At 41.5% G+C, this 24,815-nt stretch carries 14 protein-coding genes; 4 read left to right on the top strand and 10 right to left on the bottom strand.

Annotation, left to right across the window (positions count from 1 at the left end; genetic code table 11):
• Nucleotides 1-786 precede the first annotated feature (786 nt).
• From AACW45_RS09870 to AACW45_RS09880, 3 genes are all read right to left on the bottom strand, one after another.
• Nucleotides 787-3,633 (bottom strand): family 10 glycosylhydrolase, encoded by a 2,847-nt coding sequence (locus AACW45_RS09870; RefSeq protein ID WP_190632816.1) that lies wholly within the window; start codon nt 3,631-3,633, stop codon nt 787-789.
• Between the two features lie 586 nt (nt 3,634-4,219).
• Nucleotides 4,220-5,542, bottom strand: coding sequence for a TIGR03279 family radical SAM protein (locus AACW45_RS09875; protein ID WP_190632817.1), 1,323 nt, complete (start codon nt 5,540-5,542; stop codon nt 4,220-4,222).
• A 127-nt stretch (nt 5,543-5,669) separates the two neighbouring features.
• Nucleotides 5,670-6,635, bottom strand: coding sequence for an undecaprenyl-diphosphate phosphatase (locus AACW45_RS09880; RefSeq protein ID WP_190632818.1), 966 nt, complete (start codon nt 6,633-6,635; stop codon nt 5,670-5,672).
• Nucleotides 6,636-7,053: 418 nt separating this feature from the next.
• Between AACW45_RS09880 and AACW45_RS09885 the strand changes: the two genes are divergently transcribed.
• On the top strand, nt 7,054-7,833 hold the full coding sequence (locus AACW45_RS09885) for a DUF3120 domain-containing protein (protein WP_190632819.1): 780 nt from the start codon (nt 7,054-7,056) through the stop codon (nt 7,831-7,833).
• A gap of 680 nt (nt 7,834-8,513) precedes the next feature.
• A complete protein-coding gene (locus tag AACW45_RS09890; protein WP_190632820.1) occupies nt 8,514-9,269 on the top strand; it encodes a hypothetical protein in 756 nt (251 codons plus the stop codon).
• Nucleotides 9,270-9,708: 439 nt separating this feature from the next.
• Here the strand turns inward: AACW45_RS09890 and thrC are convergent, their stop codons facing one another.
• Nucleotides 9,709-10,800 (bottom strand): threonine synthase, encoded by a 1,092-nt coding sequence (gene thrC / locus AACW45_RS09895; protein ID WP_190632821.1) that lies wholly within the window; start codon nt 10,798-10,800, stop codon nt 9,709-9,711.
• Nucleotides 10,801-11,116: 316 nt separating this feature from the next.
• On the opposite strand from thrC, the gene AACW45_RS09900 reads away from it, so the two are divergent.
• Nucleotides 11,117-11,308, top strand: coding sequence for a hypothetical protein (locus AACW45_RS09900; protein WP_190542514.1), 192 nt, complete (start codon nt 11,117-11,119; stop codon nt 11,306-11,308).
• 139 nt (nt 11,309-11,447) lie between these two features.
• Here the strand turns inward: AACW45_RS09900 and AACW45_RS09905 are convergent, their stop codons facing one another.
• Nucleotides 11,448-13,814, bottom strand: a complete 2,367-nt coding sequence (locus tag AACW45_RS09905; protein WP_190632822.1) for a hypothetical protein — start codon at nt 13,812-13,814, stop codon at nt 11,448-11,450.
• A 197-nt stretch (nt 13,815-14,011) separates the two neighbouring features.
• Between AACW45_RS09905 and AACW45_RS09910 the strand changes: the two genes are divergently transcribed.
• Nucleotides 14,012-15,661, top strand: a complete 1,650-nt coding sequence (locus AACW45_RS09910; RefSeq protein ID WP_242045509.1) for an iron uptake porin — start codon at nt 14,012-14,014, stop codon at nt 15,659-15,661.
• A gap of 264 nt (nt 15,662-15,925) precedes the next feature.
• On the opposite strand, the gene AACW45_RS09915 is transcribed toward AACW45_RS09910, so the two are convergent.
• The 5 genes from AACW45_RS09915 to AACW45_RS09935 all read right to left on the bottom strand — a co-directional run bounded on the left by AACW45_RS09915 (nt 15,926) and on the right by AACW45_RS09935 (nt 24,641).
• Nucleotides 15,926-17,587: an iron uptake porin gene (locus AACW45_RS09915; protein WP_190632823.1), complete on the bottom strand. Its 1,662-nt coding sequence runs from the start codon at nt 17,585-17,587 to the stop codon at nt 15,926-15,928.
• A gap of 846 nt (nt 17,588-18,433) precedes the next feature.
• Nucleotides 18,434-20,167: a diflavin flavoprotein gene (locus tag AACW45_RS09920; RefSeq protein ID WP_190632856.1), complete on the bottom strand. Its 1,734-nt coding sequence runs from the start codon at nt 20,165-20,167 to the stop codon at nt 18,434-18,436.
• Between the two features lie 110 nt (nt 20,168-20,277).
• Nucleotides 20,278-20,790 carry a phosphate-starvation-inducible PsiE family protein gene (locus AACW45_RS09925; RefSeq protein ID WP_190632824.1) on the bottom strand — a complete coding sequence of 171 codons (513 nt, stop codon included), beginning with the start codon at nt 20,788-20,790 and terminating at the stop codon, nt 20,278-20,280.
• Nucleotides 20,791-20,983: 193 nt separating this feature from the next.
• Entirely contained in the window at nt 20,984-22,714 is a 1,731-nt protein-coding gene (locus AACW45_RS09930) for a diflavin flavoprotein (protein ID WP_190632825.1), read from the bottom strand.
• 901 nt (nt 22,715-23,615) lie between these two features.
• Entirely contained in the window at nt 23,616-24,641 is a 1,026-nt protein-coding gene (locus tag AACW45_RS09935) for a 2-hydroxyacid dehydrogenase (RefSeq protein ID WP_190632826.1), read from the bottom strand.
• Between the last annotated feature and the right edge of the window lie 174 nt (nt 24,642-24,815).

The following is a 24,815-nucleotide window of genomic DNA, read 5'->3' on the forward strand; positions in this document are numbered from 1 at the left end:
GCACATTTGGGATGCTCCCTCTGTCAATTTTGTTTTGAGGGGTTTTTGGTAGTGCGGGCAGCGTTCGACTGAGCGCTCACGCCGAAGTCTTGCCCGCGTGAGCGAGACGCTCACACTACTGTCCCTCATTTCAACCCTGACAGACTACTAGGACTCATATTTGATTTGGAGAAAAAAACCAGTACACTTTTATTCCTTCTTACCTGTTCCCTGTTTCCTGTTCCCTGTTCCCTGTTCCCTCCCTACGCAAATAATGTCAGTAATCAAAGCGGATTCCTATAGATACGAATAATTATCTATTGCAATCTTCTTTCAATTATGAAAAATATCGGTTTTGACTCTTGACTGCTAACAGTCAACGACAATATATGTAATATTTCACAAATCCAGAAACGGATTGCCATAGTAATTTTATGACATGCTGAAGTTAACCATAAAGTATGGTTATCAAGAAAAAAACGCCTGTATTGCTTGATTTCCGAGATAGTCAATTAAATATAAATCTACATACACACAGATAAATACTAGCGTTTGTTCGCGTCGATCGGCAGTAATTGAACCATCAATAATTCAATTGCATCATCAATAGAGAAATCAAGCCCCTACCAATATATTTGTATTTTTTTTACAGAAATTGGTACAGTAAATTCACTGTATAAGTGTAGCCAATTGATATAAGTATGGCAAGGGGCAGGGGGACAAGGAGGACAAGGAGGACAATTGTACAGACAAGGGTTCATCGCGTCTCTGACAATTGACAATTGACAATTGACCATTGACAATTAACTATTTACCAATACGCGATAACATGTGACGTTCGCCGTAACGCAATAGTCTTTCAATAGTTGCTAGGCGATTTTCCCAAACTTTGACTTGATAGGGATTGTCTGTAGCTTCTTGGCGCATCCAGATTCTAAATTGAGATTGGAAACGAGTTAGGGAAGCCTTAGCCGCAATAAATCTACTGGCTGAAGGTGCATCTGCAAGCTGAGTTAATGCTGTTTGTAAACTTTGTGCTTGCTTATTAAATTCAGCAATTTCTGTTGCAGACATGCTTAATTGTTCATTTTGTGACATCATCTGCCATTCTTTTTGTAAGGCGGCGTAACGCACAGCCGCAGTTTGAAAAGGTTGGCGGTGGGGAATGGGTTCGTTAGTTCTCGGTTGTACTTTACCTTGGGTATTACTAAAGACTTGGTGTAATTCATTATTTAAGTTTTCAACCGCAAAGAGTGCATAACCGCTAACTGGTAAATCCCTAACTAATTGCAGCTGATCGAATGCGCCAACTGTGGGTAAGGAAAGTAGGCGAATTCCTGGGACTAGTAAAGTTGCGCCTAATTTGGTAGAGATAATCCAAGGTTGGGCGAGGCGTTGGAAACGTGGGGTATCTAAGGCGTAAGTCATGGGTACAACTAAATCGATATCTCCCTGTCTCGCCCAAACTTCCCAATTTTGTTGAATTTTCTGTACCCGTTCGATTTCTGGTAGGGGAAAGACGGCGACTGAGATGATGAGATTCGATCGCTTTTGGCGTAATTGTTGAGAAACTTGGGCGACAAAGCTATTGACTTGTTCGGTGCGAAATGCTGTCCATTGTTGCCACAAATCGCGATCGCTTGGGGAAATTTTCAACGGATCTACGCCTGTCCGTTGCTGAAACTGCTCTCTAGCAGCTTTACCATAACCGTAAACCCGCCCTGCTGCTGGATCTTGGAAGGGATAGCGAATGTAGTCTAGCTGAATTCCATCGACTTGATAACGAGTAACAATTTCTTCGTAGAGTTTGAGTAAATACTGCCGCAGTTGGGGATTGGCTGGATCGAAAAATGGCTTGGTTTGCCCTGGGGGAATGATGTTACCGCGATTATCGTAATTTGCCCAATCGGGATTAGCTGCTAAAACTGGGCCGAGATAATTAGACGGTTGGTTGAGAATTTGGTTATGGCGTTGATTACCCGCCGCAAATACCCATACCCAAGCGTGTAATTCCATACCTCTGGCGTGAGCTAATTTCACTGCCGAGGCTAACGGGTCCCAACCGCGAACTAAGGGGTTTTGTTGGGGTGCTACTTGGCTGGGATAAATGGGATAACTGGCGTTGAGTGTTTCAAAAAATACAGTGTTAATGCCTGCTTGTGACAGTCGATCAAAAATTTGTGCCAGTCCTTGTTCGCTACCTGCGCGGATAATTGTGCCTCGATCCAACCACACAGAACGGATTTCAGGTTGAGCTAATGGGCGATCGAGGGGAAACTGTTTCCATAACAAAGCTTTGGCTTTCAACCACTGCTGACGGGCTAAAGCGTAGTTTCCTTGGGCGACTAATTGGGGTAAATTTTTGGCGATTTCTCTAGCTTGGGCGATCGCTTGCTCGCTATCGGGAATGGTAACACCAGATCTGCTGGCAATAAAACCCACCCGGTCTACCTTCAATCCTGGGGGGTTACTGGCTGTGCTTTCAGGGTTACCACTGGCGGAAACAACGGCGGCGGCGATATGGGCACTTTGGACGCGCCCAATCAGATTTTCTAACTCTTGCTGTAAGGCGATCGCTTCTCCTCTCCCAATAGGTGCATTAGAATTGGGCACAACATCCAACCTGACTGTGTCTTCTAATTGGTCAATTGCTTCCCGGGAATTTTGGGGGATGACGTTTATTAGGGGTCTAGGTTGGGGCGCAGTGGCGATCGCTCCTGATGTGGGGGGATTATTCGGTGGTGAGGTTTGGGGGCTGGGTGTGGGCGATTTTGGCGTGGTTGGTTGTAAAGCTGTGGGCGATGGCGCTGGTTTAGGGATGACTGGTTGTAAAGCTGCGGGTACTCCTGGTTGGGGATTAGTTTTCAGAGCAACTTCGGCAGAATTAGCGCAGCTAGGTGCGCCACCTTCAACTTTGCGGCTAGCGCTGGGGGGTAATTTTGTATGACGCTGAATCGCCGCTTGTAACCACGCCCGATCTAATTCGGCTGAGGTGACTGTATTCACTCCCCAACGCCAACCTAATAAGGTAGAACGATCGGTTGTAACAACGGCGGCTGGTTTATCTTGAGCATTCCACACTGCGGCTGGTGCGCTCAAGCTTTCGGCGACGAGAACACCGCCATAAACTTTACCAAACAGTCCATCTTGATTGAGCCAATCTTCGGGGAGTTTGGTTTTGGTGGGTTGTAACTGCTGAGTTTGACTGAGGCTAAATCCCCAATAACCGCCTAACAGCGTCCGCAACAATTGTCTTACCCCTGGTGCTGACAAACTCCCCACAGGGCCGCTAGCTATTAAGCGTCCACCTTTACTCATCCATTCTTCTAAGGCGATCGCTTGGGCTGGTGTTAATGTCTCCACATTCGGCAAAAATAACACCCGGCGATCGCCCCAATCTGCCGGACTTCTAACATTATCTAAAGCAATTACACAATATTTCACCCCTGCTGCTTGCAAGCGGTTAGTAATTGTTGACCATTGATTACTATTATCTTGACTATAAACAATACTCAATATAGGTTCTTCATTTGCGGCATTTGCTGGTAAAATGCCCAAACTATTTAATAGTAAAAATTGCAAATTAAAAATGAGGAATCCGGCTTTTTTAATTTTTCGCTGTATATTCTTAAATCGCTCTTCCTGATGCTTCACTCCCCACTCCTCACTTTATTAGTTAGTTATGAACCGTCAACCAGCAACGCTTCAGCTTGGCAGCAATCAAGCGTAGTTGAAACTAAGTAACTAGTAGTTAATAGTTACTTTTTATACTGTTGACGTTTAAATTTTGACCTTAGCAATTTGAGATTTTCGATTTTAGATTTTAGAATATTTAGGTTCCTGCGAAGGCTTTTGTCGAACAAATCCTTGCAGGGGAAAATTTTCGATTTATAGCTGTAGTAGTCTGTCAATTTTATGTTGAGGGGTTGGTAGTGCGGGCAGCGTTCGACTGAGCGCTCACGCCGAAGTCTTGCCCGCGTGAGCGAGACGCTCACACTACAGTCCCTCATTTCAATCCTCACAGACTAGTAGCCAGATAGATTAGGATATTCAGCTAAGATAAAACCCTAACAACAAAAGGCTTTCTAGTCTGTCAACAGTCAAAAGTCTGTAGGGGCGGGTTAACCGAGATTTCCGTTAAAAATCGAAGATATTTGTGAACCCGCCCGTACAACAGTCAACAGCTATAAGATTTAGGCATGTTTCAGCCACAATCCAAAATCGCTGGATTAGTTATCGTTTAAGCAATACAGGTATCGAGCAATTCTGCAATTCCGGCTACAGGAAAGATTTTAGTTCCGAGTTTGCTGGCGACTTCTGCAATACTCATATCATCTAAAAATAACGATTCACCATGTTTTAGCATGACACTTGGCAACAAAATGCCATCACCTAAATCTTGGTCTTGTAAATTTAAAAGTAGATCGTGCCCTGTCAATAAACCTGTAACGCTAATCTGCTGTCCCCAGTAATCGCTAGCTAATGCTCGCATATTTACCTGCAAACCTCTCACAGCATTTAACTGTTGGAGAAGCGGTTGAAATGCTTTTTCTACTGCATTACCAACTACCCAAGTTAATTTTTTATTGGGAGAAATTTCTGACGGTAATGATTGAGCCGCAGCAGTGAATTGCTTAATAAATAACCGAATCGAACCAACACCATTATCAATTTGGGGATATTCTTCATATTCTTCTTCACTAGGCAATTCCTCACCTGCAATTAAAAACCATTCATCAGCTAACCAAACCACACTGGAACCGAACTTCTGCCGCAAGTCAACAGAAAGCGATCGCACTTGGGAAATCACTTCTTGAGCTTTTGCTGGGGTTACCGGGATGAGTTCATCTTCTTGGGGACGAAACTTTGTTAACCCTACTGGTACCACCGCCACGGATGCGATCGTTGGGACTTCACCAGTATAAAATGACGCTAAATCCCTGATTGTGTGTTCCAAATGTATACCATCATTTATACCCGGACAAACGACAACTTGGGCATGAATTTGCAATCTTCTTGCTTGAAACCACTTAAGTTGTGACAAAATTTGCCCAGCGCGGGGATTTTTTAATAATCTAGTTCTAATTTCTGGTTCTGTAGCATGAACCGATACATATAAAGGAGACAGGCGCATTTGTTCAATTCGCTGCCATTCTTTTTCAGGTAAATTAGTCAGAGTTAAATAAGAACCATATAAAAAGCTTAAGCGGTAATCGTCATCTTTAAAATACAAGCTAGAGCGCTTACCCGGTGGTTGTTGATCGATAAAGCAAAATGGGCAGTGGTTATTGCACTGAATTAACCCATCAAATAAAGCCGATTCAAATTCTAGCCCTAAATCATCATCGTAATCTTTTTCAATTTCCAGGTGATGAGTTTTACCAGCAGCATCTAAAACTTCGAGTTCGAGAACTTCATCTGCACATAAATATTGATAATCAATTAAATCGCGGGGACGAGTACCGTTAATTGCAACGATCGCATCTCCCGCTTCAAAGCCAATTTCAGCAGCGATGGAATCTGGTAATACTTTGCTAATTCGGGCGGGATGGATTGTACTCATGAGTTAAGAGTCAAGGATCAAGGATCAGAGACGCGATTAATCGCGTCTGTACTAGGGGTGGGTTTAACTAACATATCTGTTTTTTTGTGAAGATTTCACACAACCCACCCCTACGGACTAGGGACTATTAACTATTTTTCAACAAACCGGCACTAATTGCCCCTAAGATGACGATACCAAATACCAATCGATACCAAATAAACACCCAGGTGCTACGAGTTTTCAGGAAGCGCAGCAAGCCGGCGATCGCAATATAAGAAAAAATCCCCGCCGAAATTACACCTGCAACTAAGGGAATGATTTGATCGTTGCTTAATCCGGCTTCCACAACACTTTTTAACTCAACCAAGCCGGCTAAGGTAATGGCGGGAATACCCAGCAAAAACGAAAACCTGGCGGCGGTTTCCCGTTCTAATCCCATAAATAATCCCCCCGTCAGGGTAGAACCAGAACGGGATACACCAGGAATTAAGGCTAAAGATTGGGCTAAACCCATCAATAAGCCATCTTTCATCCTCAGTTTCTCAAAATTGCGTTCCCGCTTACCGATTTGTTCCGCCAATCCCAATAACAGCGACATCACTATAGAAGCAATGCCAATTGAACCTAAGCTTCTAATGGGAGAATTATCAAAATCAGGAATAAATTTTTTAATTAACAGTCCAAAGAAAATAATCGGTACAGTGCCTAAAATTATTCCTAAAGCCAAGCGTAAGTCATAGTCATGATAATCTTTTAAAGCGATCGCTCTCACCGAACCTTTAACAATCCGTGATAAATCCGGCCAGAAATACCACAGTACCGCCGCAATACTACCCAGTTGAATAATTGCTGTAAAAGCTACCCCCGGATCGCCCCAACCCAGTACCACAGGCACAACTTTTAAATGAGCGGTACTACTAATTGGTAGAAATTCGGTCATTCCTTGGACAAAACCTAAAATAATCGCTTGCAATATATTCATTTGTTGCACCCCTTCACCCACCACTGGGGTAGGCTGGGTGCTGAGAACTTGCAGAGGAAATGCAGCTACCGAGAGGCTAGCAGATAGCGCACTCAACATTAAGAATTTTTGACGTTTCACTAAAGCCATTACGTTACCTGAGATCGCTGAAAATACAACCAATTACACAAATCAACCACCTGGGAAACCTACCAGGATAATCACAAAACACAGTTATAGGGTTATACATTTATCCCCACCAAGACGCGCCATTAATTTAGCACTCTCAAAGAGATTAGCGGTTAATAGCTAGAGTTTCCCTGAATTAGATTAAGTCTTGACGACAATCTTTTAAAGTTTTTGCGATCGCTAATTAATCAATAGTCATTTCTTAGAGACGCGATTAATCGCGTCTCTACAATTTTCATTTGTCCCCCTGCTCCCTGCTCCCTGCCCCTGCCCCTCACCCATTTCTCGCAAAATCATGTATGATAAATATGCCCCAGGGGGGGATTTTTCAGTGTGATATCTTAAGTAAGATAAAGTTTAGTAACAATTATTAAAAACGTTGATTAATAATACATTGTCATCTTACGGTACTTCTACCAACTCTATAGATACTGAGTTACACAGCATTACTCAGGGGCGTAATAGCATCGGTGAGTTAGAAACAACACTCGCGCAATCGCCCAATCTGCCAATTACACCTACTTCCACAAAGCTTTGGCTAGTATTAGCGGCGGCGGTATTTTTGGTATCAGTACCGGTATTTATTGAAGCGCCATTAGTGCGATCGCTTCCCAGTTTGAGTTTAGCGATGACAGGATTGTGGGTATGGCTGAGTTTTACCTTAATGTCACGTTCTGCAACTTATCTTTGGGGCGATTTGTTGTTGGGTTTTAGCTGGAGTTGGCTAGCAGGGGCAATTTATTGGGGATGGTTCCGTTGGGAACCCTTATGGCATTTACCAGTAGAATCTATTGGATTACCCTTTGCTTGTTGGTGTCTGGCGCGAAATTGGCACAAAGTTGGTAGCTGGTTTTATTTAGGTTCTTTATTCGGTACAGTCTTAACGGATGTGTACTTTTATGTAGTAGATTTAATGCCCTATTGGCGTCAAATCATGCGCGTAGAGCCTGAAGCTGTCCCCGCAATTTTACAAACCGCTCTCATCCAAGTACAAACACCTTGGGGACAAACTTGGGCAGGAATTCTAGCTTTGTTACTATTAACCTTGGGAATTTTACCTTTATTCAACCAAAAACGACATTGGTATGCCTTTGGTGGTGCAGTGTTAAGCACCATTTTGGTAGACAGCTTATTTTTGTTAGCAGCAATTTTCGCTTAATCAATTCCTATTAATACCAATTCAATATGAAGATGCATATAATTTAGCCTGCTTAGGCAGGCTTTGTTTATTTATGACCAAATTTGGAGCCTTATAGCTTTAATGCGCAGCTTCGCTTTAGTGCTGACTATTAACCTACTTAAAATCCTCATTAAAATCTGATACTAATTTAAAAAAAGAATGCGACAGATGGTAGAGGCATGGCAGTGCCATAAACTCTAGAATATGGAGATGTGCCGCAAAATTTAAATTTCACTCTAAAAAAGCATTTACACCAGTACAATCACGCAAAAAATCGCTAAAAAATAGTCAATTGTATTACAGTTATCTTTCAACCTATAAAATTATTTGTAAGATTGATTGCTGTAAAGCCAGAAGCTACGCTGATACATATTCATTAATTACAGGGTATTTCAGGTAAATGAGGTACAAGGGTAGGAGTGCGATCGCGGCTGTGGCTTTACAATTATCTGTACCTCACCAATTTGCAATCTGCTACATTTGTCAATAGGGCAGTCAGCAAAAAAGTCAAGTAATACCAATTTAAAAAAAGAAGGCGACAGAAGCTAGGGGCATGGCAGTGCCATAAACTCTAGAATATATTGATGTGTCGCTAACATTATTTGAATTGGTATAAACGCAGAATTATACCTAAAAACTATCAATAATTCTTCATAGTCGTGATTCAAAACTTACTCAGCAATATTAGTGAACTGCTACAATCAGAACTTACTGGATTAATTACCCAGACAGCACAACATATTCTGGATATACCAATCTCAGCTACGGAAGCTGAATTATTACCATTAATTGCTATTTATCCCGGTAATTTAGAAATTAGTCCCAAGTTTAAACAAAGTAGTTCCAGTCACCCAAGTCTGCAAGAAGTACATCAAGAAATTATTCTTGATAATTCACCAGCAAATTTTACTTATCAATTGGATAAAACACCTGTTCAAGGTTTTACTTTATGCCATCTTGTGATTGATGGAGAAGATAATCTGCTTGAGGAAAATATTGATTTTTTTATCGATTACCAACAAGCAACAATTACTTTGAAAACAAATTTATCAACAGCTAGTAAGCTGCTGATAGATTATTCTTTTATGAGTATTCTGGTAATTCAGGAATTCATGCAAGAATTTTTTATAGATATATGGAACGATAGCTTAACTAATATCGATAAATATTCTTCCTTGATTATGGGGATTATTCTTACTAATAATGATGAATTAATTAATGATTATAATCTCAATTCTCAATTAACCCCATACCAAACACATCACATTTTTAATACCCACCAGATTAACCAAATTCGGGTAATGAATGGTAGTTACAGCAGTTTCTCTAGACCATTTAAATTGCAATTAAAATTCCAAGTAATTGGCCAATTAAGGATTAGGAAAACAGTTAGCGAATCTGGAGCGCCAATTTAAAAAATGCTAATTTATCGGGAATATCGAGTACAAATTATATTCATCGTAAAACCAATTTACCGCAAGAAACGTAATACCAATTCAAATAATCTTTGCGACACATCAAAATATTCTAGAGGGCATGGCGGTGCCAGTGCCCCTACAATCTGTCGCATTCTTTTTTCCAATTGGTATAAGTTTCTTGCTGATAGCTGAAGTCATCTCAAGATGACTAGATATTCTGAAAATCTTGAGTCTACTTCAGTAGGGGCGGGTTCACAGATACGCTCCAATAATTCACGACTATCTCGCTTAACCCGCCCCTACTTGGGCTATTAGCCTTGAGCGTAAAGCCTGCGGCATAGCTTCGCTTAACGCGCAGCGCCTCGTTCGCGCAGCGTCTCCCCTTGGGAGAAGAGAAGTCGAAAGGCGGGCGAATCAGCCTACTTTGATATTTGCCTTAAAATCCCATCGCCTGGGCTACGGCTCCTAATTCGGCGGCAATTCCCTGTTTAAATTGGCTATTGCTGTGCTTAATAGCTGTATCTGGGTCTTTTAAACCATTGCCGGTGAGGACGCAAACTACAGTGGCTCCTGAGGGAATTTGGTCTTTAACTTGCAATAGTCCGGCGACAGAAGCGGCGCTAGCTGGTTCGCAAAATACACCTTCGCTGGAAGCTAACAAGCGGTAAGCATCGAGAATTTCTTCATCGGTGACGGCGCGAAACTCTCCTTGGCTAGCTGATTTAACAGCGATCGCTTTTTCCCAACTGGCTGGATTACCAATGCGAATCGCTGTAGCGATGGTTTCTGGGTGCGCTACTGGCTGTCCGTTTACCAAGGGGGCTGCACCTGCGGCTTGGAAGCCCATGACTTTGGGTAGGCGATCGCATTTCCCAGCTTGGTGATATTGACAAAAGCCCATCCAATAGGCGGAAATATTCCCCGCATTGCCTACAGGAATACACAGCCAATCGGGAGCATTACCTAAGGCATCGACAATTTCAAATGCGCCTGTTTTTTGCCCTTCTAGGCGGTAGGGATTGACCGAATTTACCAAGGTAATCGGATAGCTTTCCGCCATCTCTCGGACAATTTCCAAAGCGCGGTCAAAATTTCCTTTAATTGCTAAGACTTCCGCACCGTAAAGTAAAGCTTGGGCTAATTTCCCTAAAGCTACATAACCATCAGGAATTAGCACAAAGGCCTTCATTCCTCCCCTTCTGGCGTAAGCGGCGGCTGCGGCTGAAGTGTTACCCGTACTGGCACAAATTACCGCCTTAGCGCCTGCTTCCTTCGCCTTAGATATGGCCATAGTCATCCCCCGGTCTTTGAAGCTACCAGTGGGGTTAAGACCATCGTATTTCACATATACACGTACTTGTCTACCAATGCGTTCGGCGATCGCTGGTACGGGAATTAGTGGCGTGTTACCTTCCAACAAGGTAACTACCGGCGTTTGTTCGCTGACAGGCAAGTATTGACGATAGGCTTCTATCAGTCCAGGCCAAGGTTGGCGATAAGATTTAGCAACAGACGGGCTTACAGTCACGGTGATTTATACAAATTTTTTAGTGCAAACAGAAAAATACCAGTGGTACACATCTTGCACCACTAAAGGCTCTTAACACAAGAATCTAGTAATTTCTTATGGGTTTGGCGTTTAACCATAAGTTTTATTTACTACTTTCCTCCCAGTTTGGCGATGTTTTCCCTGGAACACATCTTGGGTAATTGGAGTCTCTTATCACATAACTCCAAATCTATTAGAGTAAATGATAGAAACGATACAATTATTTAACAAAGCTTAAAACTACATTATTATAATATCTCTAATGGTGTGAGTTGAGTTGTGGATCGAGTTAACTATGTCTACCTATTCATCTAGTGTTTCTGACCGCTCTTCCCAGCAAGCTTTAGCAAGCAAGTTAAACAAGTCTTATTACCAAGACGATCAGCAAATCAAGTTCATGCACTTACAAGCAGAGATTGATTCTTTGCTGATGCAGTTGCAGAACCTCAAAGAACAGCGCCAATCTAGCAATAGCCAAGAACAATAAGCAAATCACAGTCTGAAGTCTGGAGGCTCAAGGGACATGAAAAATGTCCGCAATTCCATGCAGTAAATTTACTGAATACATTCTCGCCTCTAGCAAGGCACCCTCCGGGTGTCTACATACTTCAGCCTGATTGCTGTCACTACTCAAAGCGTTGATTTTTCTGAGACCAGCGCTTGAGGCTGTACTGATTGCCATTCTCTACCAACAAAGATAGAGAGTGACTGTTTGCCAGTTTAGCGATCGCTGTCAGTGCTTGTTCGGAATCGGATTGAAAATCAGTATAAAGTACTTTACCGCTATCAGACAAGATGATAGTGCGGGGAAGGGATAAATTTTTTGGCTGTATAGTTTCTGGCTGTAAGGATTCTTTCAATAAAGCGATCGCTTCTGCGGAAATAGTCAGGATAGTTTCTGGTCGGGAATTATTGGTTAAATTCATTACCTGTACGGGCCAGTAACTCAATTGTTGCTGCATTTGCTGCAAACTAGGCATAGTACCTAGCGGAATTTGACCAGATTTTTGTAAAGTTCGCCACACCGTAGGTAACATAGCCTTAACTCTGGCGGGATCTTGTTGGGCTAGTTGTTCCACTGTCAAGGGTGATGGTTGTACCCATTCTAAAGCTGCATCTGTTAAAGCTAAAGGCTGGGGTTGCAGTAAGTTATTGCCATCGTGAGCAATTTTTTCTCCCGCTACTAGTAGGCGCAAAGCCCCATCCTGTAATTTGATACCTTGAATAGTCGCAGTAGCGATTTGTTGTTCGCCATTGGGTAACCAAACTACAAGTAAAATCTCTGGGTCAGAATAAATACCCAAAGTTTCCCAAATATATTTTGCAGGCGAAATTTTTGGTAGCTGTAAATTAGCAAAGGGGAAATTTAGCCAGCGTTTACCGTCATGAAATGCACTCACTTCTACTTGATACCAAACTTCGCTATCGGAAAGTTGCAAGCTTGCTTGGGGGTTTGGTCTAAGCCATTCTGTACTAACTACCTTGGTAATTGGTTGGACTGCACCAATAATGCGGCTGAGGTGAGTAGAGATGATTCTGGGTTTAACCCCTTGATTATTCAGCATGACTAATAACTCTTGAATCCGCACCAGAGTATCGGCGCTAATTTTTGGTTGTGCTTGCAACCAAGAAATCGCTCTTTCTTCCCCCCGTTGTACGGCTAAAATTAAGGCTCCCCAAGCTGCAACTTCTGGGCGATTGGGATTAACTCGCAATGCAGTGGTGGTGCGATTCCATAACCTACCCCCATCCATTTGTAAGAGAGTAGCTATTTCTTGGACATTCTCAGCAGATGCAGCAAATACTTCTAAAGCCTTCTCCCAACGACCATCAATCAAATCTGCAAGTACTTCTTGACTGGGAATCGCCCAAATTTGATCGGCTTGGCTTTTAGTAATTTGCGAATGCATTTGCATCAGCGCCATTTGTCCTTGGACTTCTGGCGGAAATGGCTGTTTTCGCTGTTTTTCTAAAGATTTCAACCATTTATATGCTGGTGTCCACAGACCATTGCGGGCGAGTAATAAAGCATCTTGGTAAGAATTATCTGGTAAGAATGGTGTTTTTAGGGAAATTTCTGCTAAGTGAATCGATTTAGCTGCTAATTTTGCCGATTTAACTTGATAAACGCGGATTTGTGGTTCTAAGCCGACTGTTTGGTCAATAACTAATTCTTTGGTAGCGTCGCCGGTTACTTGCTGCCATTTAGGTACTTGTCCATTGGGGCTTTTCCAAGCCAACATTTCATGCAGCTGGTGGCGCTGTGGATCGTAATAGACAATTTTACCGTAGGCGATCGCACCTGCGCCTTGGGGTACTTTACCTTGTAAATCAAACCAAATACCTGTTAATGGGGTTTCTCCGGTAAAGCGGTTTAATTCATTTAACGATAAGGGGAGGCTGTTTTCGGAATTGTCTGCTTCACTATCTTCATTATTGCTAGCCCGAACAAAAGCTTCATCTGGCCCCGCGATCGCTAATTGGGAAACCAGATGGTAATATTTTTCCGGTTGGGCTTGTAACTCTACATCTTGGGATTCTTGATACACCCGCATTTCGACAATTACTTGGCAATCTAATTGACAATTGACACGCTGTTGGATAACTGGGAGTAAAAACCTGTTTTGTCGATCCTTAGCCAAAGCGATGATTTCCCCTGCTACCAGTTTTTTTTGAATCAGGCTGGCTTTAATTTGTTTGAGGGTTTGGGGTTTTGCTCCCACATTGGCGACTGTAATTTGCGCCCATTCCGGTAAATATTTATTTAGCCAAATAATCTTCTCTGGATTGAAGATAAAAAGAATGCTAATCCAGCTAAAAGCAATCAGTAAACCAGCACTGCTGAATAATGCCGCGATCGCTATGATTGAGATTAACCAATTTCCCAGCTGACTATTGCTTTGGGGTTTGACAAACAGAAAGTTGATTTTACCTGCACGAGGCTGAATTTTCCCTGAGGGTTTGGGTGTCAGTTTTCGCAACCGATTTACCATGCTAATTTTCACTCGATCCAGAGAGTCTATAGATACTAAGTAATTTATCTTTTATACTCGCGCCGCAGAAATATTGCCCAGAAATTTTTTATTTTTATTTGGCAAATAGTAGTGATTTTACTCAAGATGTTTAGCAATAAAGTTACATATACTGAAATTTCACCTGTGTAACTAGAGTAAAAAAGTTGAACAAAAAAATGATTAGCCACAGTAAGAGTAAAGCCTGGATGCTCGCATGGTTAATCATGGCGGGCGTCAATGGTGTTGTACAAAAAGCCACTGCGCAAGAATACAGCTTACCGTCCTCCACGAATCAGCCCGATCTAGAAACAGTAGATCCGATGTCACAAATCACATCGGTGTCTCAACTCAAAGATGTACAGCCTACAGATTGGGCTTTTGGTGCATTGCAATCATTAGTGGAACGCTACGGTTGCATAGCAGGTTATCCTAACAGTACCTATCGCGGCGATCGCGCTTTGACTCGCTATGAATTCGCCGCAGGTTTGAATGCTTGTTTAGATAGAGTTAATGAGTTAATTGCAACAGCAACTACTGATGCTGTGACTCGCGAAGAACTCGACAAAATTCAAAAATTACAGTCAGAATTTGCTCCCGAATTAGCCAATTTACGGGGTAGAGTTGATAATTTAGAAGCACGCACTGCTGAACTAGAAGCTAATAAATTCTCCCCCACAAGTAAACTTTCAGGAATTGTTATCTCTGGTGTTCAAGGACGGACTAGCAATCGCGGTGACGTTAATCCTCGCGATGGAATTAAAGATTCCAATGATGCTGGTACAAATATTAATGTTGTCTCTCAAGCACAAATATATTTAACCACCCAATTTAACCCTCGCGGTTACCTATTTACAGGTCTGTTATATGGTATTGGTAATACAGATCCGCGATTTACTGCCAATAACGTTTCTCGTAATGATTTTTTTCTCGGTTATGAATTTAATACTAATAATGAATTAATTATCAGTGACCTCAATTATCACTGGCTAGTTACTGATAATTTAGCAGTGATGGCGGGAACAGAAGGCGTCAATATGACAACTGCTTTTCGCGGCCCTAATCGCGTAGAAAGCGCCGCTACAGGGCCGCTATCTTATTTTGCTCAACGCAACCCAATTTTAAATATGGGTTTTGGTCATGGTGGGATAGCTGTGGATTGGCAATTTGCTAAACGTGCCAGCTTACAAGCAATATATTCTAGTTATAATCCTGGCAATCCTGGTAAAGGTAGTGGCTTATTTGATGGCAGCACTACTACAGGGGTACAGTTACTGCTAACGCCAATTAAGACTCTAGATTTGAGTTTATATTACGTCAATAATTACTCTACAGATGGTTGTTTGCTAACTTTTGTTGGGGATGAATGTTTAAGCGCCAACTCAGAACCTTTACAAACAAATGCTGTGGGTGCAACTGTCACATGGCAAATTTCACCTAAAATCACCCTTGGTGCTTGGGGTGGTTACACTAGTTCTTACATTCCCGGACAAACTGGGAGTGTAGAAACTACAAATTATATGGCATTTCTCAACTTTCCCGATTTATTTGGTAGAGGAAATCTGGGGGGAATTTATGTGGGACAACCACCAAAAATTACTAGCAGTACCTTACCTGATGGTAGCAATGTACCTGATTTGATTAATACAGGTTTAGGCCGTGCGGGTGGACAACCAGGAACTACAACGCAAATTGAAGCTTTTTATCGCATTCGCCTGACAGATAATATTAGTATTACACCAGGAATTATTCATATTATAGAACCTGGTCATACACCTAATAATGAGTCGGTGACTGTGGGTATTCTGAGAAGCACATTTCTTTTTTAATATTGGTCATTGGTCATTTGTCAGTGGTCAGGGTTTTATACAAATTTTATGTGAGGCTGCACATAACGCCCTCAGGCTGTAAGCCTGGGGCTAGAATTACAAAGCCTGCCTTTGCAGGCTAGATTATATGCATCTTCATGTTGAATTGGTATTAGGTGTATTAACGTTTCTTAATATGGTTGGGTTGATTCTCCCCGACTTAATGAAAAAAGGCGGTGAGGAACATACCCCACCGCCTTTTTGCTTTTTCCTATCTCGAAGAATTTAGAAGGTGAAAGTGGTTCTTAAAGTACCAATCAGTGCATCGTCGCTATTAGCAACTTGACCGGGACTGGTTAACCAAATCACGCCGGGAGTGATGGAGATATTGTCGCTGACGCGGTATTTATAGAACCCTTCAATATGGTAAGGGCGATCGCCACTGATACTACCTAAATATGGTTGGGCACCTGCAAAAATACCCAAAAGGTTGCCTTTTTTACCAAAATCTGGTAAGGCTACACCCACACCATAGCTCCAAACTTCATCGTTACTATTGCCAATTAAGCTGTTAATGTCGCTGTACATTAAAAAGCCACTAATTGACAGTTTATCGCTGGGTTTGAAAGCAGCTGCCACACCATAGGAGTTACTGTTATAGGGATTACCACCACCAACAAAGTTAGCTGGTGCGGTACCTACAACACCAGAGGTTAATCCACCGAAATCAAATAAAGCAGTGTTAGCATCATGATAACCATGAACGTAGGTGGCGGCAAAAGATAAGCGATCGCCAACGTTCAAGTTTAACTGCGCTAAAGCTGCATAGTTACCTTCAAATAAACCTGTGCGTGGTGCGGGGTTATTAGCTTGAGATGCTAGATAACCTAAGGTTATAGAAGGTTGGAAACCACCATTACCACTACCAAAAACAAAGTTTAAGCCACCACCAGCACCACCGCCAATCCGGTAAATTGGGCTTTCAGATGCAAAGGTAGATAAAGCACCGTTACCACTGTCATAACCTTCAAAGTAGGGGTTAACGGTAGGCGCGTAATCGCTGTGAATACCGCCAGTTGCGGCTATATAAACTTGGGAGTTACCCAAGGGGAAGTAATAGGATAACCAGTCGATAATCGCGCTGTTACTACCAGTATTGCCCAGGTTAAAGGTTTGGGTACTTTCAAAGCTGTTACCGGGCAAACGTAACAAATTGGCGTTACCAGCCGCAATCCGGGTGTGTAAGGTATCTCTACCGGTAAAGCTGGTTTGTAAGTCTAAACGTACCCTGTCTTGAAAAACAGTTTTGTTATTGTTGTTTTCGCCAAAGGTATCAGTAACGACGAAAATTGCTTCACCAACTAACTTGGTGGTAGTCGAAAATTGATTTGCTTCTAGTTCTGCTGTCCGCGCTTCTAAAGAATCTACTCGACCGCGTAAGGTTGCTAATTCGGCGGAGAATTCTTCTTGTAAACGCTGGAGGGTAGCTAAATCTTGTTTGGTTACCAAGTCGGCTGTTGCTGTCGCAATCAGTTCGTTAACTCGATCTAAACAAGCATTTAAACCTGCTGCAAATTCATAACGAGTTAATGCTCTATTTCCTCGATAAGTTCCGTTAGGATAACCGGCAATACAACCATAGCGTTCAACGAGAGATTGTAATGCTTGGAATGCCCAATCGGTTGGTTGTACGTCAGAAAATTGCGATACTGACGTAACTTGAGACATCGAGTCTTGATTAATTGCTTGACTAACTAAAACTTGATTTTCTTCTGTTTTAGCTGGTTTTGCTGGCTCTAAGGCAGTTGTAGCATCGCTAGAATTTGTGGCTGCTGCTGAGTTAGCAGAATTTAATAATTCCGCAGCCATGACACTAGATGAGGCTAATGCATTTGCACCCAAAAACACTGGTAGTAATACCAGATTTTTCCAAAATAAATGAGACATATTTCCGTTTTCCTCTCCACGAAATATCCATAATTAATTGCTGGTTTTAGCAATTAATCTGGGAATTTCTGCACACCTATAAAGTAAGATACGTTACATTGAGTTATGATGTAAAGTCAAGACTCATAACTTAGCTTTTCTCGTTTTCAGAGCAACTGTTGTTATCAGTGATTTTACATATTTGCTCTAATGCAACCTAAAATCAAGGGTTATCAATAGTTATTTGCAGCTAAATTAGCTATAAAGAGTGTTAGCTCTGGCTAACTCATGCTGAAATCAAATTTTAGCCCAAGATAGTTGTATCTATTATGCATAAAAATTTGTAATTTGCTACACAAAGTTTTACTTTTCTATTCCTAAAATTCATTCTTTTGATGCAGAAAAATCAACCAAAAATTTCTGTAGCAAAACTTACAAAATTTTAGTACAACAACTGATGTAGAATAAACCATCTCTCAGTCACTTTTATAAAAAAACCACATCTATTTTGAGAACCATAGTTTTAAAAGTAGTGGGAGCATCTTGCTCCCTACTCTTCGTAGCAGGCTTCTAGCCCGCACTACTCCAGGTTTGAAAATAGACGAAGTGTAATTGAAACAATATCTCAATAATCAATAATAAGCTGCGATGCATCTAATTTGTATATCAGACGCGGGCAAGACTTCGGCGTGAGCGCTCAGTCGAACGCTGCCCGCACTACAATTATTTTGCGTTTTCGACCTATATAATTTAGCTGTGCAGCTTACTTAAATTTTCGGAAAAAATTGTTATTAGTCAAAGAACCCCGACTTTTTCAAAAAATCGGGGATATTAACAACAGTAAGCTGTGAAATTAACCGTGAAAGGTTAATACTGACTGCCAGATTTACGGTGTTCGATGGCGGTGACACCTTCATGTTCTAATACTTCACCCTTATCAACTACAGCATAAATTAAATATCTGTCGCCGCATTCGAGTTGATTTTGGACGGTACATTCTAAATAAGCTAAGGCTTCAGTGAGAATCAAACAGCCATTATCGGCGGTTTGGGTGGGAAGATGAGCAAAGGGATTTTCGCCTAAACTGCTTTGACGGGAAAAATAGCGGCGGACATTTCTACCTTCTTTGAGGATATTCAGAACAAATTTATCCCCAGGATGACACATTAAATCGGCATTTTGTTCTTGAGCGATCGCAATCATAATTCCTGGCGGGTTAAAGGTTGCTTGAGATATCCAAGAAGTTAAGATACCTTTATGATTATCGCGATCGCGAGTTGTGACGACAGATAAGGAACCAATAATTCTACCTACAGCTTGTTCTGTGCGATCTACATGGGTTTCTGTGACTACCTGGCGAGAAGTCCGCAGTTTTTTGGTTTTTTTGAGGTTTTGGGCAAAGCTAGCACCTGCATCTTGACATTGCTGTAAAACAAAAGGAGTCGGGCTGAAGCGGACTCTAATTGTCTCAAAGCCTAAGCGATAATTGGCATCTTTGAGCTTATTTTCCAGTAAATCAATCGCCTCGCCACTCCAACCGTAAGAACCAAATACCCCAGCTAGCTTAGTTTTCGCTGCCGATGAGAGGACAATTCCTAAAGCTGTTTGAACTTGCGTCGGTGCGTGTCCGCCTAAAGTAGGCGAACCGATAATAAAGCCATCGCAAGCTTCGACAATGCGAGTAATTTCTGCTGGTTCTGTGAGTTCACAGTTGATCGATTCCACATTAATGCCATTTTCAATTAAACCTTGAGCGATCGCATTAGCGAGAATGGCTGTATTTCCATAAGCTGAGGCGTAAAGTAAAGCGACGCTTAACTCTTGAGACTTTTGACCTTGACACCATTGACGGTAATCATAGGTAAAACGACTCAAACTATAACGTACCACCGGGCCATGTGCGGGAGCGTAACATTTAGCACCCAAAACTGTGAATTTATCTAAAGCAACTTCCACCTGCTTAGTTTGGGGCGCATGAAGACATTCAAAATAGTATTTACGTTCCGCATCTAAAGCTTTCCAATCTTCATCGAATAAAGTATCTTCACAGATATGAGCGCCAAAAAACTTATCAGTGTAGAGAATTTTCGTAGCGGAATCGTAGGTACATAGCCCATCAGCCCAACGGGGAGTAGGAACGGTAATAAATGAGAGTTGATGTCCTTGGCCTAAATCCAGGGTATCTTGCGATCGCACAGACTGAATATGGGATTCCCATTCCGGAAAAGCAGTTTTTAAAGCATTAGCCGCCGGACGAGAACAAATTAAAGTTACTTGGGGCGCTAAAGACAGCAACTCCTTTAAAGTGGCTCTACGGTTGGGGTTGACATGACCAAGCACAATGTAATCTAAGGTAGTTAAGTCTATATGCTGTGCTATTTGTTCTAAAAAAATCTCCGTAAAAGACTCACCAGGAGGATCAATTAAAACCTTTTTGTCGGCTTGAATCAAATAAGAATTTGCTGTCGTACCGCGTTGACGAGAATATTCAATCTCAAATTTCAGACGTTCCCAAGTACGCGATCGCAATATCAAAGTATTAACACCAATCTCTGCAACCTGAACATCTCTACTGCGGTTGGGTATTAAAGTAGCATTCATAGTAACCTCTTGATATGGGCATGGGGCATTGGGCATTGGGCATTGGTTAGAGACGCGATTAATCGCGTCTCTACAATAGTCATTTGTTATTTGTCTCCCTTCCTTTCTTCTTAACGTCCGTTGTTTTTGGCTAATTCTTCTAGATAGCGACGTTTATAACGTTTGGATACTTCTTGTTCTGGATCGATACCTTCAAAGGTGGGGGGTAACCAAACTCGCAAGAAAAGTAGGATTCCTAAAACTAGTAAAAATGCACAAGTTGCTAACACTTGACTAGAAGTTATTTCTAATACGCCTTTAACAATTACTTCTCGCAAGGCGGAAACAATAGAAACTTCAACAGCTACACCAATAGATATGCGTTGTTCTTGAAGATAAATAATCAGCAGTCGGAATAATTCAACGAGGATCAGTAAAAAGAGAATATCAGCAGTGACAACATGAAAATCTAGGGGAGGAAGCAAGGAGAGAAACATATCTCTCACCTGAATCACCATGAAACTAAATAACCCAATACATAAAGAAATCACAATTATGTCTTGGATAAATTCCAAGCTACGCACAATCCGACCCCGATTAATTTGGTACATGGAAATTGGGTTATTTTCAGCAGGCTGATACATATAGCACTCTCAATTATTGTGTGAAGCGGTAGTTATGAGAAGGCAGAAGGAAGACAAGGGAGACAAGGGAGACAAGGAGGACAAAGAATTTTAGATTTTAGATTTGCAATTTTGGATTCTAATCTAAATCTAAAATCCAAAATCCAAAATCCAAAATTGTTTCAATGCCCCATGCCCAATGCCCCATTCCCAATTAATAATGATTACCAATTTTGCGGTGGTGGACTGCTGTTAATCCATCGATTTTGGCGACTCTTCCTGTTTGCACAGTGCTATAAATAATCCAATGATCGCCACAATCTATGCGGCTGGTGATTTCGCATTCCATATAGGCTAAAGCTTCAGCTAAGATGGGCGATCCATTAATTGCCGGATAAGTTTTGACGCCAGCAAAACGATCTGCACCGGGAGCAAAACGCTTGAGGAAATGTTTCATTAAGCCTTGATATTTGCCCTCTTCTAATACGTTTAATACGAAGCGATCGCCTACATGCATCAAAGATTCTATGGCTCTATCTTTAGAAACTGCAATGGCTACACCTAAAGGATTGAGGCTAGCTTGAGTTACCCAAGAGGCAAACATAGCACTTTGCACTTCGCCTTTTTTGGCTGTAATAATATACAGTCCGTTGCTAATGCGACCGAGGGCTTTTTCTAAATCTGTGTTGATAGATTTGATTTGTTTAATAGTGCGATCGCGGGTTAACCATTGACCTAAATCTGTACCTGCTTCTTCACACAATTGTTCTGTAGATTGGCTAGGATGTTCTTTAATTAAGATAGGTGGAAAGCCTTCAGTTAAACCTAATTCTTGAAATTTGTTACGTAAGGGATAAACTGGTTCATCTTCGCCACCACCTGATTCTAATAAGCCGATGGTTTGTTTTTGATGCACCGCCGCTAAGATAGTACCAATCGCTGCATGTGCTGTAACTGAATTTTGGGATGGCATACTAATGACTAAACCCGCAGCTTGTCCGACTAATTCCCGGACTTCTTGGGGTTCAGCGCTATTAATATCGACTAATTCGACAGCGACACCTGTTTTGGTACAACCATGTGCGATCGCTCTCACTAATTGTTCGCTATAGCCATAATCTTCAGCATAAAACATAGCTACTAATGTTTCTGTTTTTGCTTGTTCTAGGCTCCAAGTTCCATATCTACCCAACCATTCAGAAATATGGTGTTGTAGTAAAGGCCCGTGTCCTGTCGCTACTGTACCAATTTCTAATTTTTCAATTCGCTTTAATGCTGCTAAAACCGAACGCGCATTAGGCCCCATCAGGCAATCATAGTAATATTTAAAATCTTCTTCGATGACAGTAAAATTCTCATCATAGGTGTGATCGTCGCAGTAATGCATTCCAAAGACATCACAGGTATAGAGAATTTTAGTTTTATGATCGTATGTCAAAATGGTGTCTGGCCAGTGTAAATTCGGCGTAGAAATAAATTCTAATTCATGTCCATTCCCTAAGTTTAAACGTTCGCCACTTTTCACTAATTTTGATTTAAATGGTTGGTGAACCATATTTTCTAAAAATTGAATTGCGACCTTAGCACCAACTATGGTGATATCAGGAGCCAATTCTAAAATGTTTCTCACCAAACCACTATGATCGGGTTCTGTGTGGCTCACAATTAAGTAATCTATCTGTGCTGGGTCAATTAATCCAGTCAACAATTCTAGATATAAGTTCTCAAATTTGCGGTGAGAAGTATCTACCAAAGCGATTTTTTCGCCTTGAATTAAAAAAGAGTTATAGGTTGTGCCGTTCCGCAATCCAAATTCAATATCAAAACGTTCTCTATCCCAATCAAGACAGCGAATAGCAGTAGTTTCTGCACCTATTTCCGCAGTCTCAATCGTCAACAGTCCAGGTGCTTTTGTAATTGGATTAGCTTCTGTAAGTAATGCCATGTGTTTTTACCAAAAAGATATTTTCTATAGTTAAAGTTCTTACTCTTATATTGACTGCAAACTAGTCAATTAGTAAAATGTTAATTTATAAAGGTAGTTATCAGTAAGACTTATTATTCCTCGGATTGAATAATCATTGATTTGAGTCAATATGTAGCATTGAAGTTTTAAATACTAATAAATCTGTTACTTAGGCTCTAGTTTAGACATTACTTATTTATTCAGAAAATAGAAACTAAGGGCTACAATATGAGAGATTTTTTCCCAAAATGATGCGTCACAGGTGCGTAAAATACAGAATATTTCAAGTAACACCAATTGGAAAAAAGAATGCGTCAGATTGTAGGGGCACTGGCACTGCCATGCCCTCTAAAATATTTTGATGTGTCGCAAATATTATTTGTATGCAAATAGAGGCATAAGTATTACTTTGCCCCTACAGCGTGGTATTTTTACCTGATACCAATTTAAAAAGACAGACAAATATACAAGCCTAAACCCTTGTCCTGTCCGCATTCTTATCCCAATTTACAACATATTTCAGGTAAATGAGGTACGCGCTTCGGGGCATGGCAGTGCCAGTGCCCCTACAATCAACGATCATCTGTACCGCACCAACTGGCAATCTGCTGTAGTGTTTGCGCTACATCAATATATTCTAGAGGGTATGGCATTGCCATACCCCTAGCATCTGGCGTATTCTTTTATAATTCGTAATTAATGAATTATTACAGCAGTTTTCACCTATTTGAACCATATCTGTCGTAGGGGCACGGCAACAGTAAAATTATTGTATGTACCAAAAGATTGTCGGTGCCGTGCCCCTACCGCGTGGTCTATTTACAGGAAGATGCTGTAATTACGAATTACGAATTACGAATTACGAATTACGAGTTATTGCTCAATTCACCAGCACCTTATTGTCTGCTGGTAGTTGGGCGCGAATTTCATTTTGACAGGGGCGACCTTGTTCAATATCAGTAATATTAGATATGGTTGCCTCAGAAATATTACGCAAAGCTTCTTCTGTAAAGAAGGCTTGGTGTCCGGTGATTAGTACGTTGGGAAATGTTGTGAGATATTGGAACACATCATCTTGGATGATTTCATCAGATAAATCCTCAAAGAATAATTCTGATTCTTGCTCGTATACATCGACACCAAGATAGCCAATTTGCCCAGATTTTAACCCAGCAATTACTGCTTCGGTATCAATCAGCGCACCTCGGCTAGTGTTAATAATCATGATGCCAGGTTTCATGTGGGCGATCGCTTGCTCGTTGATTAAGTGATAAGTGTCTTCTGTCAGGGGACAATGTAGGGAGATGATATCAGAGTTAGCAAATAATTCTGGTAATTCTACATACTTACCACCGATGGCTTCTAATTCTTGGTTGCGAAACACATCATAGGCGAGGAGGTGACAGCCAAACCCTTTCATGATTTGTCCGAGAATTAAGCCGATTTTTCCCGTACCGATAATTCCCACAGTACGCCCGTTGAGGTTGAATCCGAGTAATTTATCTAGGGAAAAATTACCTTCTCGTACCCGGTTGTAGGCGCGATGAATTTTGCGATTGAGGCTTAAAATTAAGCCTACTGCGTGTTCTGCAACCCCATAGGGTGAGTAAGCAGGTACGCGCACAACGGTAATACCTAAAGCGGCGGCGGTTTTTAAGTCTACATTGTTGAAACCAGCACAGCGCAGAGCTATCAGGTGAGTTCCATGTGAAGCGAGAATCTCTAAAGTCGAAGCATCTACCTGATCATGTACAAATGCACAAACCGCAGGAAATCCGGCGGCTAAGATGGCTGTATCTCGATTTAGTCGGGGTTCAAAGAAGGCTAAATCGTGCTGTTTGGGATTATTTGCAGCTTCTAAAAACTGCCGATCGTAGGCTTTGGTACTGAAGACTGCTACTTTCATGCAAAAGTTGAGTTTGACGCTGCATTATTTACAAACTAAATAATAGCTTGATTTTATAAAGCGCGATCGCTGTTGTGATGTTGTCAGAGCTAGACTTTCACCGCGATGTCAGCAAGTGTGGAATTACAGCAAAACTTTAGAATTCCTGATTATCTTTGCATCACAGCAATAAGA

It is taken from the genome of Calothrix sp. FACHB-168 (assembly GCF_963889195.1).
In the GTDB taxonomy this organism is placed as follows: Bacteria; Cyanobacteriota; Cyanobacteriia; order Cyanobacteriales; family Nostocaceae; genus Aulosira; species Aulosira anomala_A.

Coding starts and splice junctions, on each gene's coding strand:
- AACW45_RS09875 (WP_190632817.1), bottom strand. CDS start 5,542: ATGAGTACAATCCATCCCGCCCGAATTAGCAAAGTATTACCAGATTCC.
- AACW45_RS09880 (WP_190632818.1), bottom strand. CDS start 6,635: ATGGCTTTAGTGAAACGTCAAAAATTCTTAATGTTGAGTGCGCTATCT.
- AACW45_RS09900 (WP_190542514.1), top strand. CDS start 11,117: ATGTCTACCTATTCATCTAGTGTTTCTGACCGCTCTTCCCAGCAAGCT.
- AACW45_RS09905 (WP_190632822.1), bottom strand. CDS start 13,814: ATGGTAAATCGGTTGCGAAAACTGACACCCAAACCCTCAGGGAAAATT.
- AACW45_RS09910 (WP_242045509.1), top strand. CDS start 14,012: ATGATTAGCCACAGTAAGAGTAAAGCCTGGATGCTCGCATGGTTAATC.
- AACW45_RS09915 (WP_190632823.1), bottom strand. CDS start 17,587: ATGTCTCATTTATTTTGGAAAAATCTGGTATTACTACCAGTGTTTTTG.
- AACW45_RS09920 (WP_190632856.1), bottom strand. CDS start 20,167: ATGAATGCTACTTTAATACCCAACCGCAGTAGAGATGTTCAGGTTGCA.
- AACW45_RS09925 (WP_190632824.1), bottom strand. CDS start 20,790: ATGTATCAGCCTGCTGAAAATAACCCAATTTCCATGTACCAAATTAAT.
- AACW45_RS09930 (WP_190632825.1), bottom strand. CDS start 22,714: ATGGCATTACTTACAGAAGCTAATCCAATTACAAAAGCACCTGGACTG.
- AACW45_RS09935 (WP_190632826.1), bottom strand. CDS start 24,641: ATGAAAGTAGCAGTCTTCAGTACCAAAGCCTACGATCGGCAGTTTTTA.